The organism is Micromonospora sp. 15K316 (genome assembly GCF_004348525.1).
In the GTDB taxonomy this organism is placed as follows: domain Bacteria; phylum Actinomycetota; class Actinomycetes; order Mycobacteriales; family Micromonosporaceae; genus Micromonospora.
Genome location: NZ_SMKG01000167.1, coordinates 1 through 12,846, shown reverse-complemented (window position 1 = coordinate 12,846; position 12,846 = coordinate 1). Strand labels below are relative to the sequence as shown.

Sequence of the window (12,846 nt, the reverse complement as noted above, 5' to 3'; positions counted from 1 at the left end):
GTGTCACCGGCCGGGCGGCCGGAGGGGACGAGGCCCGGCCGCGACCGGGGGTAGGGGTGGCGCGTCGTGCGTCGCCGGCGAGCACCCGGTCGCAGTAGGCGGCCACCCCCGACCGTGCGCCGGCGGCCGCGACGAGCGCGGCGAGGTCGGGGCCGCGGAGCCCGTGACCCGGGTCGGCGCGGTACGACCGGCAGAGGTCGGGCAGGACGTTCTCGGAGGCGGGGGCCTCCGTCGTGGAGGTCGCTGTCGACGGCGTCGGCCTCGTGGTGCTCACCGGTGGCACCGCGCTCGCGATCGGGGCCGACGGCGCCGGGGCGGTGGTCGGCGGCGCCGGCCGCGTTCCCGGCAGGGAACCGGTCGCGGCCATCGCCACTCCGCCGGTGGCGGCCAGGACGAGCACGGCGAGGCCCGTTCGCACCGCGAGGCGGCCCAGGTTCTGGCCGGACCCGGCGCGCACCGGCGACGGGTCCACGTCGGGCCGCTCTCCCACCGTCTGGGCCGACGCGCGGCGGAACGCCACCAGCGCGGCGTTCTCGCCGTCGTACTCGCGCGGCTGCGGCGCGGCACGCGCGGCCAGCAGGAGCAGCGCGACGGGATGGCCGCCGGTCTGCGCGACGCCGACGGGGTCGTCGAGCAGCCGTTCGGCGGTCTGGCGGTTCAACCGGTCTGGGATCATCTCGTGTCCCTCAGCGCCACGCACCGACGGGACGTCACATCGTGTCGCCCGTCGGGCCGGGCCGGGCACGACCTCCACGTATGTCGGGGTCTGCCGCCTGCCCGCCACGCCCCGACCTTTCGGTAGCTCGGGTCGACCGTGGGGCGATCCGCACGGCCTGTCCGGGTTACCGACGGTGCCCGAGGTTGCGTACGGCGACGCACGGGTATCCGAATGACATGGGTGTGATTCGGGTGGGCACGTCGTCCTGGGCCGACCGGGAGCTGGTGACTTCCGGCTGGTACCCGCGTTCGGCGAACACGCCGGCCGGGCGGCTGGGCTGGTACGCACGGCACTTCCCGGTCGTGGAGGTCGACACCTCCTACTACGCGATCCCCGCGCCGGAGACCACGCAGGGCTGGGTCGACGCGACGCCGGACCGGTTCACCTTCGACGTCAAGGCGTTCAGCCTCTTCACCGGGCATCCCACGCCGGTCGCCGCGCTGCCCCGCGACCTACGCTCGGCCGGCGGCCCCTCCCGGGTGCGCCGGCGGGACCTTCCCGCCGGGGTCCACGACGAACTCTGGGCCCGGTTCCGTGCGGCGCTGGACCCGATCGTGGCGGCCGGCAAGCTCGGGGCGGTGCTGCTCCAGCTGCCGCCGTGGCTGAGGCGCGGCGCCGCCGCCGAACGACGGATCGCGGAGCTGGCGCGGCGCTGCCGGCCGCTGCGGGTCGCCGTGGAGCTGCGGCACGGCTCCTGGTTCGACGGGCGGGCCGCGGTGGAGACGGTGGAGTTCCTGCGTACACACGAGCTCAGCCTCGTCTGCGTCGACATGCCGCAGGGCCACCCGTCCTCGGTCCCGCCCGTTCTGATCGCCACCGCGGAGCTGGCGGTGATGCGGTTCCACGGGCACAGCGACGACTGGGCGACGGGCGACAAGCGGGAGAAGTTCCGCTATGCGTACGGCGAGCGGGAACTGTGCCGCTGGTCGGAACTGCTCGGCGAACTGGCCGGGGACTCCACCGAGCTGCACGTGCTCTTCAACAACTGTTGTGCGGGGCAGGCGCAGCGTGACGCGGGGCGATTGGCCGAGCTGCTGGCCGAGGCCGGGCACGGTAGTCCCGCGCCGGCTCACGCCCTCACCTGACCCGTACGGGACCGGTCAGGCGGAACGCCGGCCCCTGCTGCGGAAGGCGTCCTGAGCCCGCTCGTCGATGTCCGCGTCGTCGGGGAAGGACCGTCCGCTGGGTGCCGGGTCGGGTGGCGCGCCCGGGCCGGCCATCGGCGTCCGGGTCGGTTCGACCGAGCCGAAGCCGTGCCGCCCCGCGGGTCCGGACCGGCCGGACGGCGCGCTGGCCGCGCGACGCTCGCCGCGTCGTCCGGGTGGGACGGCGGTCTCCTCGCTGCCCTCGTCCATCGGATCGTCCTCGCCCACCCCCCAGGGCGGCTCCGTGTCGTAGATGTCCCGGGTGCCCCAGGGCACCGTGGCCTCGGGGTCGCGCGGGGCCTGACCGTCGTCGCGTCCCTGGTCCGCCGTCATGTCCACCTCGCCGCTGCTCGTCCACCGGTACCGGCGCTGATTGCCCGCCATCGCGCAGGTCATGCGCCGCAGCCGACGCGCGCCGGTCCGCAACACGTTCGCCGGTCCGGCGGCGTCCCTCGTGCTGCGGACGCCGCCGGACCGGCGAACGGGTGACAGGTGTGCCCGGCGGTCAGCGCCCGGACATCGCCATCGGCCGCTTGGCCGCTCCCAGACCGGCGAACTTGCCCATCCCGGCGGGCAGACTCATCCCCGCCAGCCTGCCCAGCGCGGCGGGACGCTGGCGCTTCATCCCCGCCCGCCTGTTCGCCCCGGACGGCCGCTTCATCCCGGTCAACTTGCTCACGACCGCGATCGTGGTCATGCCCTTCGGGGCGCTCATCATCCCGCCGGCGCGGTTCAGCACCCCGCGCCACATCTGGCCCGGCTTCTGCTGCTCGCTCATGTACGCGGTGACCACCACCAACGCCCCGGTCAGCGCCGGGACGGCCCACTGGAGCAGCTTCATCTGCCGCTGGCTCGCCGCGACCTGCACCGGAGTCTGGTGGTTCGGCTCGGTGACACCGTCGACCGGCGGGTTGCCGGCCCGTTGCAGGCGCATCCCGAGCAGTCGGCTGTATCCGGTGACCGCGAGCGCGCCGAGCGTGAGCGCCGTCTTCACGGTCGTGGCCCGTGCCACGCCCGCCTGGGCGGCCACTCGGGGGCTCTCCGTCACCAGTTCACCGACCGCACCGGCGAGGTGCGCGCCGATCGCCGCCGCGTTGACCGGCGTCCACCGGGACCAGCCCGCCGAAGCCATCGGGAGTCGTTGGGTCGCGTCCTTGATCTTCCCTGCCGCGCCGTTGACGCCGAAGGCACCCATCAGGGACCCCCCGAACCAGGCCGCCAGGCCCAGGTCGTGCATCGAGCGCAGTGCGGTGTGCCGTTCCGACATCTGATCCCCTTCCGCCGTGTCGGGCGTGGCGGCTTACCCGTGGCCCCGGCGGCTAACCCCGGTGCTCGCGGGTCGAGACCTCCGGCCGGGGACGGACGGGACGTCGTGGAACAAAGAGCTCGGGCGGACCTGCCGGTCCGGGCCGGCGGTGACGGTGCGGACCTGTCGGTCCGGGCCGCGGAGACGGCGAACCGCCCGGGGCCGGAGGAGTCGTCGTGAGCTGCGGGGGTAAGGGGAAGGACCGACGAGGAGGGGGCGAGTGCCATGACGCAGCCGGACGAGAGCCGGGAGAAGACTCCCGACACCGACGCGGTGCTGATGCACCCGGGCAACGATCCCAACCGGAACATCGCGGAGGTGCCGCCGCGGCGTGACCACGGTGAGATCCGGGTGGAGCGCGACGGCGAGATGGTGCCGATCGAACCGGAGGAGTGATCCGGGCGGTGTGGGGTCGCCGCGCCGCCGCCGCTCGACCGCCTCGCCTACCCTCTTCAAGGGTGATGCCCGGCAGACGAGTTTCCCACCCGCTCTTCGCCCGCGTCTTCGAGCGGGCCAGTGTCGCCATGGACCGGGCCGGCGGGGCGAGGCACCGGCACCGGCTGGTGACCGGCCTGCACGGCCTGGTGGTCGAGGTCGGCGCGGGCAACGGGCGGAATTTCGCCCACTACCCGCAGACCGTGACCAGGGTGCTGGCGGTCGAGCCCGAGGCCCGGTTGCGAGCCGCGGCCCGGGAGGCGGCGGCCGGTGCGCCGGTGCCGGTCACGGTCACCGACGGGTTGGCCGAGGCGTTGCCGTTGGCGGACGGGGTGGCGGACGCCCTGGTGGCGTCCCTGGTGCTCTGCTCGGTCGCCGACCAGGCCGGCGCGCTGAGTGAGGCGTACCGGGTGGTCCGTCCCGGCGGGCAGCTGCGCTTCTTCGAGCATGTTCGGTCGCGGTCGTCGGGTCTGCGTCGGGTCCAGCGGGTGGTCGACGCGACGTGCTGGCCGCTGCTCTGCGGCGGCTGCCACACCGGCCGGGACACGCTGACGGCGATCGGCGACGCCGGCTTCGTCGTGACCGAGCTGGACCGGTTCCGCTTCCCGCCCTCCACAGTCGCGGGCCCCGCCGCCCCGCACGTGCTCGGCACGGCGCTACGCCCATAGCGTCCCCCGGTCGGCTGCTCGGTGGGGCACAGCCCTCTGACGGACGGCACAGCGACCGACGGGACGGTGCGGCGGACGACGCCGCCGGCACCGTCCCGATGCGAGGCCCTTCCATCGCCCCAGTCAGGAGACGGTGACCGACCCGTCACCGGCCCGGACGCAGGAGACGGCGCGGGCGGCGGTGGCCGCGGCGCCGCTGAGGCACTGCCCGAGCACCTGGTGGCCGGCGGCGTTCGGGTGCCACGACTCCTGGCAGGTCTGGAAGTACGTGGCGCAGGTGTTCGCGATCCGCTGGATGGCGATCTTGTCCTTGCCGGAGAGGCTGGTGACGACGGTGCCGTTGGGCGGGTTGTCCTGGAGCCGGATCGGGGTGGCCAGCGCGCCGGTGGGGCTCGCCGCCGACTCGCAGAGCCGGGCGCCGTCGAAGGCCCGCTGGACGTTCAGGTAGACCAGGTCGGCGGCGGGGAACTCGACGGCCAGCGTGTCCCGGGTGGACCGCACCAGGGAGCCGAGACCCTGCGAGAAGTGGTGGCCGGGAAGCAGGCTGGCCCGGTGGATGGGGCAGCCCGCCGCGTACCGCTCGGCGCCGAGGGCGCGGAACTTGTCGCGGGTGTCGTCGCGGCTGTCCTCGCTGTGGAAGTTGGCGTGCAGGTCGAACGGCAGCGGGTTGGTGTAGTCCTGGAAGACGATCCGGTGCTGCCCGTCGGCGTCGACCTGGTCGAGCGTGGTCAGCAGCTGACGTGCGGCCGCGACGGTCTCCGCGGTCGCGGCGTCGAGCTGCGCCGGGGTGGCCAGGTCGGCGTCGCCGCACGGCTGCTGCGGAACCGGGCCGTTGAGGTAGGCCCAGAACTCCCACCAGCCGGTCCACGCGTCGGCGATGAACCGGTTGGCGCACGTCTCGGCCACGTCGCCGAAGGTGAACGAGCTGTTGTTCGAACCGAGGCCGACCAGCACGAGGTCGATGTCGTGGGTCTGGGCCACCGCGCGGAGCTGGTCGAGCTGGGCGGCGACCTGCCGGCCGTTGGTCCGCGCGGCGGAGGCCGTCGCGATGTCGTGCGGCTGCCCGCCGGAGCACGCCAGGTTGAACCGGGCCTGGATGCCGGGCAGGTTCGCCCGGTGCAGGGAGGCGTTGGCCGAGCGGTGGCAGAAGTACGCGTTGCTGTTCGGTGCGGTCCAGCCCGGGAAGCTCTGCACGACGCCGTTGACGTCGGCCACCGGAGCGTACGCCCCGGCACCCTCACCGCTGATGAAGCTGTCGCCGACGGCCACTGCGGCGGTCGGTAGCGCGGCCGAGGCCGGAGCCGGCGGGGCGACCGCGCTCGCCAGCGCGGCCGTGGTGACGGCGAGCGCGGCCACGAGGGCGGTACGACGGAAGCTGGACATGCGCGTCCTCCATCTGCCATCGAACATGAAAGATTCTTCGAGGCCGCGATCAGACCACTTCGGCGTGACGGGCGTCAATGGCTCGTGATGGGATCGTTGGCGAACGCTCCGCGACGTCACGTGCCTTGACTCGCGGTCGCCGGCCCGGTCGTGGTCCGAGGTCGATCCCGGTGACCGCCACCGAGCGTGACCACTCTGGACACTCAGTGATCGTGGCCTTAGAGTTCCGGCCGTTCGGCTTCCTACATCCACGGGGGTTGCAGTGGCCGCTGGCCGCGTCATGCCTACTGTCCGAGACTCGAATCCATCCCTACGCCGGCTCCTGCTCGGCGGCCTCGCCACGCTGCTCGGCGTCACGGTGCTGACGCCACCCGCGTCGGCGTCGCCGGAGCCGCCCGTTCCCACCGGCCCAGGCGCGGAGGCGGCCCGCGCCGCCGGAACGGCGGAACGGACCGGCCGGCGCGTCGAGGTCGTCTCGGCGCGTACCGAATTCACTCAGGTGTTCGCCAAGCCGTCCGGCGGCTTCGTCGCCGAGTCCGCCGTCGTTCCGCAGCGGGTCCGCCGCCCCGACGGCTCGTGGGCGGAGGTGGACCTCACGCTGCGCCGTGACGCCGCCGGTGCTCTGCGACCGTCGGTCTCTCCGGCGGACGTACGCTTCTCGGCCGGCGGCACCGGTCCCGCCGCCGCGCTCCGCAACGGCGGGAAGTCGCTCACCCTCTCCTGGCCGTCGGCGCTCCCCGCGCCTCGGCTCAGCGGGGAGACGGCGACCTACCCCGACGTGCTGCCCGGCGTGGATCTCGTCCTGCGGGCCACCCACACCGGCTTCACCCACGTGCTCGCGGTGAAGACCCCGCAGGCCGCCACGAACCCGGCGCTTCGGGAGATCCGCTTCGACCTCGGCGGCGACGTGCGCGTCGAACGGAACGCGGACGGCTCACTGCGGGCGCTGGCCGGGACGACCGAGGTGGCGCGCAGCGGGTCGGCGGAGATGTGGGACTCGACCGCCGTGCCGTCCACCGTGCGCTCCTCGGCGACCGGGCCGGGCGCGGCGGCGCGGACCGCCGCGGTCGGCACCGCGATCAACGCCGCCGGTGACCTGGTGCTGCGTCCCACAGCCGCCCTGCTCGACCCGGCGAAGGCCACCTTCCCGGTCTACATCGACCCCGCCTGGTCGGTGACCAGAAGCCGCTGGGCGTACGCGACCAGCAACAACTCGACGAACTCCGACCTCACGGCCGCGCGCGTGGGCAAGGACTCCACGACCGGTGTGACCTACCGCTCGTACTTCGAGTTCCCGATCATCGCCCTGCATGGCACGCAGGTCGCGTCGGGCTACGTGCAGATGAAGCTGGACCACTCGTGGTCCTGCGGCAACACGCCGACCTACCTGTACCAGGCGGCCGGTTCGCTGACCTCCGTTCCGCGCCTGCCCTGGGAGGCGCAGCCGGCGCTCACGGCGCGTACGTCCGCCAACTCGCACGCCAACGAGGGGGCCGGCTGCGCCGACTCACCGCAGCCGGACATGACTGTCAACTTCACCGGCGGCAGCGTCGTCGCGGGGCTGAGGAGCGCGGTGAGCAGCGGCTGGTCGACCGTGACCTACGCGCTCTGCGCCTGCAGTGACGCCAGCGGTACCAACGAGGGTCAGCTCGACCGGTGGAAGAGGTTCTACCCCGGCGACGCCCGGCTCGTGGTCGACTACGACACGCCGTCCGGGCAGCCGGCCGGCCTGCGGGCCGGCGGGCAGGCGTGCGTGGCGGGCGAGCGGGCCGTCGTGGCGACGGCGCCGACCCTCTCCGCGGCGTACCCCGACAGCGATGTCGGGCAGACGCTCCAGACCGCGTACGAGCTGCTGGAGATCCCCGCCTCGGGTAGCTACGACAGCAACACGCCACGGCTCACCCCGCCGACCGGCGGCGCCGTCTCCGCCGGCGCCCGGTACACCACCGGGCCGGTCACCGGGTTGAGCGGTGGAAAGGCCTACGCCTGGCGTACGCGCGCCAGTTCGTCGTACACGACCGGTCCCTGGTCGCAGTGGTGCGAGTTCACCCTCGACGACAGCCCTCCGGCGGTGGCGGTGGACGCGATCACCGGTCCTCTCCCGCCGGGCGAGTTCTACACCTTCAAGCTGCGCTCCCCGGATCCGGACGTGGTGACCTTCCGGTACGGCTGGACCAGCCCGCCCACCGAGGAGGCGGAGGCGGGCACCACCCTCGGGTACCCCGGTAAGACCGCCTCCGTGACGCTGACCACGCCTGACGCGGGCACGCACACGCTCTACGTCGCGGCCGTCGACAGCGCCGGGAACGTGGGCGACGGGTCGGTTGTTGTGCAGGTCAGCCCGCCAGCAGCCGGCTGATCCTCGGCACCGTTCCCCGGAGCCCGGAGCACCGGATCCGGACAGACCGGACGAGACCGCGCATAGGGCCCGTACCCCGTTGGGTGCGGGCCCCCGGCGCGGGGTGCCGACGTCCTGTCGGATCTCCCGGTTAGGCTCGCTGCGGCGCGCGGGCCGACCGACGACGTCGGACGCGGCACCACATCGCCGAGACCGGGAGTACGACGAGTTGACCGCAGAGCCTGAGACCCTGTACGGGGCCGACGACCTCACCCACCTGGAGGGGCTGGACGCCGTCCGTAAGCGGCCCGGCATGTACATCGGCTCCACCGACAGCCGTGGCGTGGGTCACCTCGTCAACGAGATCCTCGACAACTCCACCGACGAGGGTGTCGCGGGTCACGCGAGCAGCGTCGAGGTGACGCTGCACGCCGACGGATCGGTGCAGGTCGACGACGACGGCCGGGGCATCCCCACCGACGTGCACGCCCGCTCCGGTCTCTCCGGCGTCGAGCTGGTGCTCACCCGCCTGCACGCGGGTGGCAAGTTCGGTGGTTCGGGCTACAAGACCTCGGGCGGTCTGCACGGTGTGGGCGCCTCGGCGGTCAACGCGCTCGCGCTCCGCTTCGACGTCACGGTCCGCCGCGGCGGCAAGATCCACGCGATGTCGTTCCGGCACGGCGTGCCCGGAGTCTTCGACGGTGACGGGCCGGACGCCCCGTTCACCGCCGGCCCCGGCCTGCAGGTCGTCGGCGCGATGAAGCGCAACCAGCGCACCGGCACGTCGATCCGCTGGTGGCACGACGCGCGTTACTTCGAGACGGGCGCCGCCCTCGACGTCGAGGCCGTCCGGATGAAGCTGCGCAACACGGCCTTCCTGGTGCCCGGCGTCAGCTACCTGCTGCGCGACCGCACCGGCGACGAGCCGACCGAGGAGAGGTTCCACTTCCCCAACGGCCTGACCGACATGGTGGAGTTCCTCGCCCCCGCCGGCGACCGGCCGGTCTCCGGCACCCTGCTGGTCGACGGCGAGGGGACGTACCGGGAGAACGCCGCCGACGCCAACGGTGTGATGCAGTCCAACGTGCAGCGCCGGGCCGAGGTCGAGATCGCCTTCCGCTGGGGCACCGGTTACGAGCGCACGGTCGAGTGCTTCACCAACACCATCCGCAACGCACACGGCGGCACCCACCGCAAGGGCTTCGAGCGGGCCCTGGCGCGCACCCTGGCCGACGCGGCCCGCAACACCCGCGGCCTGCTCCGGGCCAAGGAGGACGCGCCCACCCTCGACGACGTGCTGGAGGGGATGACCGCCGTGGTGCACGTGCGGATCCCCGAACCGCAGTTCACCTCCCAGACCAAGGACGAGCTCTCCACCGCCGGCATCACCAAGGTCGTCCAGCAGTTGGTGGAGCAGCACCTGAAGTCCTGGCTGGAGGACCGCAAGACCCGGGCCGAGGCGCGGACGGTGCTCCAGAAGATCGTCGACGCGGCCCGCGTACGGCTCACCCAGAAGCAGCAGAAGGACGCCGCGCGCCGCAAGACGGCGCTGGAGGGCGCGTCCATGCCGGCGAAGCTGGTGGACTGCCGTGCCACCGGCGTCGAGCGCAGCGAGTTGTTCATCGTGGAGGGTGACAGCGCGCTCGGGACGAGCCGGATGGCCCGTTCCTCGGAGTACCAGGCGCTGCTGCCGATCCGGGGGAAGATCCTCAACGTGCAGAAGGCGAACCTCCAGCAGGTGCTGGACAACGCCGAGTGCGCGGCGATCGTCCAGGTGCTCGGCGCGGGCTCGGGCCGTACGTTCGACCTCTCGGCGCTGCGCTACGGTCGCGTACTGATCATGGCGGACGCCGACGTCGACGGCGCGCACATCCGGACGCTGCTCATCACGCTCTTCGCCCGGTACATGCGCCCGCTGATCGAGGCGGGTCGGCTCTACGCCGCCATGCCACCCCTGCACAAGATCACGACGCGGGGGCGCAACCCGCAGACCGTCTACACCTACACCCAGGCCGAGATGGAGGCCACGGTCGCCCGGCTGGAGAAGGCCGGCAAGCAGATCGTCACGCCCATCCCGCGCTTCAAGGGCCTCGGTGAGATGGACGCCGACGAGCTCTGGGAGACCACGATGAACCCGGCCACCCGGGCCGTCCGCCGGATCACCATGGACGACGTCGACGCCGCCGAGCGGATCCTCGATCTGCTGATGGGGGAGAAGGTCGAACCGCGTCGCAACTGGCTGATCGACTCGGCCGACCGTGTCGACCGCGAGGCGATCGACGCATGAGCGAACTGGTCGGGGCGAGCACCGGGTCCACCCGAGGGGAAAGCTGAGCATGGCACGCCGCAAGGAAACGAAGGTCGACCTCTCCGCGTTCGACCAGGCCGGAGCGCGGGTCTTCGACAACCCGCTGGTCACCGAGGTGTCCGACTCCTACCTGGAGTACGCCTTCTCGGTCATCCACTCCCGCGCCCTGCCGGACGCCCGGGACGGCCTGAAGCCGGTGCACCGGCGCATCCTCTGGTCGATGCACGAGCAGGGGCACCGCCCCGACCGTGGGCACGTGAAGTCCGCGCGCATCGTCGGCGACGTGATGGGCAAGTACCACCCGCACGGCGACGCGGCCATCTACGACGCCATGGTGCGGCTGGCGCAGGACTTCTCGCTCAACGCCCCGCTGATCGACGGGCACGGCAATTTCGGGAGCCCGGACGACGGCCCGGCGGCCGCCCGCTACACCGAGGCCCGGATGTCCCGTGAGGCGATGCTGCTCGTGGGCGAGCTCGGCGAGGACACGGTCGACGTCGAACCGAACTACGACGGCTCGTTGACCCAGCCGACGGTGCTGCCGGCCGCCTTCCCGAACCTGCTGGTCAACGGCGCGTCCGGGATCGCGGTGGGCATGGCCACCAACATGATCCCGCACAACCTGGCCGAGGTGGTGCAGGCCGCCCGCTGGCTGATCAACCACCCGGACGCCTCGCTGGACAAGCTGATGGAGTTCGTCCCGGGCCCCGACCTGCCCACCGGCGGGCTGCTCCTCGGCCTCGACGAGGTGCGCCGGGCGTACGAGACCGGGCGCGGCGTGGTCCGGATGCGCGCCAGGGTGGAGATCGGCCCGCTGGAGGGCAGCCGGGGACGCCAGGCGATCACCGTGGTCGAGCTGCCGTACGGCGTCGGCGGCGAGAAGGTCATCGCCGCGATCACCAACGAGGTCACCAAGACCAAGCGGCTGAGCGGAATCGCCGACGTGAAGGACCTCACCGACCGGGAGAACGGCACCCGCCTGGTCATCGAGTGCAAGGTCGGGGTCAACCCGCAGGCGCTCCTGGCCGACCTCTACCGGCTCACGCCGCTGGAGCAGTCCTTCGGCGTCAACAACCTGGTGCTGGTCGGCGGTCAGCCGCGGACCCTCGGGCTGAAGGCGCTGCTGGAGGTCTTCCTGGCGCACCGCTACGAGGTGGTGACCCGGCGCAGCTCCTACCGGCGGCGTAAGCGCGAGGAGCGGCTGCACCTGGTCGACGGCCTGCTGATCGCCCTGCTCGACATCGACCGGGTGGTGAAGCTGATCCGGGCCAGCGAGGACGCGCAGGCGGCGAAGGACGCCCTGATGCAGAAGTTCAAGCTCTCCGAGATCCAGGCCACCTACATCCTGGACACCCCGCTGCGCCGGCTCACCAAGTACGACCGGTTGGAGCTGGAGGCGGAGCAGGAGAAGCTCCGCGCGGAGATCGCCGAGTTGTCGAAGATCCTCGACGACCCGAAGGTGCTCCGCAAGCTCGTCTCGGACGAGCTGGCAGCGGTGGTGAAGCAGTTCGGTGCGGCGCGTCGCACCACGCTGATCGACGGCGACCTCAAGGAGGTGCTGGCCGCCTCCGCGCCGGCCGGCCCGCTGGAGGTGGCCGACGACCCGTGTCAGGTCATCCTCTCCGCGACCGGGTTGGTGGCCCGTACCGCGGCCGAGTCGGAGGAGACCGCCGAGGGGCGGCGCCGGCACGGCCGGGTCAAGCACGACGTAGTACGCGCCAGCGTGCCGTCCACCGCCCGTGGCCGGGTGCTGCTGGTGACCAGCGCCGGCCGAGCCTTCAAGATCGATGTTCTGCCGCTGCCGGTGCTGCCCGAGCAGGCGGGCACGCTTTCGCTGCGCGGCGGGATGTCGGCGGCCGAGCTGGTGCCGCTGGAGGCGGGGGAGACCGTGGTGGGGCTGGCGCCGCTCGGCGCCGCCGCGGAGGGCTCTCCGGGGCTGGCGCTCGGCACCCGGCAGGGCTCCGTCAAGGTGTGCGCGCCGGAGTGGCCGGTACGCGCCGACGAGTTCGAGGTGATCGGCCTGCGCGAGGGCGACGAGGTGGTCGGGGCGACCTGGCTCACCGACGGCGCCGAGGCGCTGACCTTCATCACCTCCGAGGCGTCGCTGCTGCGCTTCCCGGCGAAGCTGGTCCGCCCGCAGGGCATCCGGGGCGGCGGCATGGCCGGTATCAACCTGCCCGACTCGGCCCAGGTGGTCTTCTTCGGCGCGGTCCGCACCGACGACTCGTCGCACGGGGAGCCGATGGTGGTCACCTCGACGGGCGCCACGGTCAAGGTGACGCCCTTCGCGGCGTACCCGGCGAAGGGGCGGGCGACGGCCGGCGTCCGCGCGCAACGCTTCCTCAAGGGTGAGACCGACGTGGTGGTCGGCTGGGTGGGGCCGCGTCCGGTCGGCTCCACGGCGAACGGCGAGCCGGTCGAGCTACCCGCCGCCGACCCGCGCCGCGACGGCAGCGGCTTCGCCGTGATGCTCGGTCCCACCGTCATCGGCCACCAGATCGAACGCGACTGACCCGCACACCCCACGGCGCCCGGACCCCTCGGC

The 12,846-nt window shown here is 72.8% G+C and carries 10 protein-coding genes; 6 read left to right on the top strand and 4 right to left on the bottom strand.

Going from position 1 to position 12,846, the window contains the following annotated elements; genetic code table 11:
- Positions 1-676 (bottom strand): hypothetical protein (locus tag E1211_RS24165; protein WP_132351298.1); only part of this gene is annotated, 676 nt, incomplete at its 3' end.
- 218 nt (positions 677-894) lie between these two features.
- Between E1211_RS24165 and E1211_RS24160 the strand changes: the two genes are divergently transcribed.
- Positions 895-1,803 (top strand): DUF72 domain-containing protein, encoded by a 909-nt coding sequence (locus tag E1211_RS24160; protein WP_132351297.1) that lies wholly within the window; start codon positions 895-897, stop codon positions 1,801-1,803.
- A gap of 15 nt (positions 1,804-1,818) precedes the next feature.
- Here the strand turns inward: E1211_RS24160 and E1211_RS24155 are convergent, their stop codons facing one another.
- Both E1211_RS24155 and E1211_RS24150 read right to left on the bottom strand, forming a co-directional pair.
- A complete protein-coding gene (locus E1211_RS24155; protein WP_243709671.1) occupies positions 1,819-2,259 on the bottom strand; it encodes a hypothetical protein in 441 nt (146 codons plus the stop codon).
- A gap of 109 nt (positions 2,260-2,368) precedes the next feature.
- Entirely contained in the window at positions 2,369-3,130 is a 762-nt protein-coding gene (locus E1211_RS24150) for a hypothetical protein (RefSeq protein WP_243709670.1), read from the bottom strand.
- Positions 3,131-3,394: 264 nt separating this feature from the next.
- On the opposite strand from E1211_RS24150, the gene E1211_RS32695 reads away from it, so the two are divergent.
- Together E1211_RS32695 and E1211_RS24145 are read left to right on the top strand one after the other, a co-directional pair.
- Positions 3,395-3,565: a hypothetical protein gene (locus E1211_RS32695; RefSeq protein ID WP_158609396.1), complete on the top strand. Its 171-nt coding sequence runs from the start codon at positions 3,395-3,397 to the stop codon at positions 3,563-3,565.
- 65 nt (positions 3,566-3,630) lie between these two features.
- On the top strand, positions 3,631-4,272 hold the full coding sequence (locus tag E1211_RS24145) for a class I SAM-dependent methyltransferase (RefSeq protein WP_132351296.1): 642 nt from the start codon (positions 3,631-3,633) through the stop codon (positions 4,270-4,272).
- Between the two features lie 123 nt (positions 4,273-4,395).
- Here E1211_RS24145 and E1211_RS24140 read toward each other — a convergent pair whose 3' ends face one another.
- Positions 4,396-5,655, bottom strand: a complete 1,260-nt coding sequence (locus tag E1211_RS24140) for a hypothetical protein (protein WP_132351295.1) — start codon at positions 5,653-5,655, stop codon at positions 4,396-4,398.
- 280 nt (positions 5,656-5,935) lie between these two features.
- On the opposite strand from E1211_RS24140, the gene E1211_RS24135 reads away from it, so the two are divergent.
- The 3 genes from E1211_RS24135 to E1211_RS24125 all read left to right on the top strand — a co-directional run bounded on the left by E1211_RS24135 (position 5,936) and on the right by E1211_RS24125 (position 12,813).
- Entirely contained in the window at positions 5,936-8,014 is a 2,079-nt protein-coding gene (locus tag E1211_RS24135; protein ID WP_132351294.1) for a hypothetical protein, read from the top strand.
- 208 nt (positions 8,015-8,222) lie between these two features.
- Positions 8,223-10,280: a type IIA DNA topoisomerase subunit B gene (locus E1211_RS24130; protein ID WP_132351293.1), complete on the top strand. Its 2,058-nt coding sequence runs from the start codon at positions 8,223-8,225 to the stop codon at positions 10,278-10,280.
- A 49-nt stretch (positions 10,281-10,329) separates the two neighbouring features.
- Entirely contained in the window at positions 10,330-12,813 is a 2,484-nt protein-coding gene (locus E1211_RS24125) for a DNA topoisomerase (ATP-hydrolyzing) subunit A (RefSeq protein WP_132351292.1), read from the top strand.
- Positions 12,814-12,846 lie beyond the last annotated feature (33 nt).

Coding starts and splice junctions, on each gene's coding strand:
- E1211_RS24135 (WP_132351294.1), top strand. CDS start 5,936: ATGCCTACTGTCCGAGACTCGAATCCATCCCTACGCCGGCTCCTGCTC.
- E1211_RS24140 (WP_132351295.1), bottom strand. CDS start 5,655: ATGTCCAGCTTCCGTCGTACCGCCCTCGTGGCCGCGCTCGCCGTCACC.
- E1211_RS32695 (WP_158609396.1), top strand. CDS start 3,395: ATGACGCAGCCGGACGAGAGCCGGGAGAAGACTCCCGACACCGACGCG.
- E1211_RS24155 (WP_243709671.1), bottom strand. CDS start 2,259: ATGACCTGCGCGATGGCGGGCAATCAGCGCCGGTACCGGTGGACGAGC.
- E1211_RS24145 (WP_132351296.1), top strand. CDS start 3,631: ATGCCCGGCAGACGAGTTTCCCACCCGCTCTTCGCCCGCGTCTTCGAG.
- E1211_RS24125 (WP_132351292.1), top strand. CDS start 10,330: ATGGCACGCCGCAAGGAAACGAAGGTCGACCTCTCCGCGTTCGACCAG.
- E1211_RS24160 (WP_132351297.1), top strand. CDS start 895: ATGGGTGTGATTCGGGTGGGCACGTCGTCCTGGGCCGACCGGGAGCTG.
- E1211_RS24150 (WP_243709670.1), bottom strand. CDS start 3,130: ATGTCGGAACGGCACACCGCACTGCGCTCGATGCACGACCTGGGCCTG.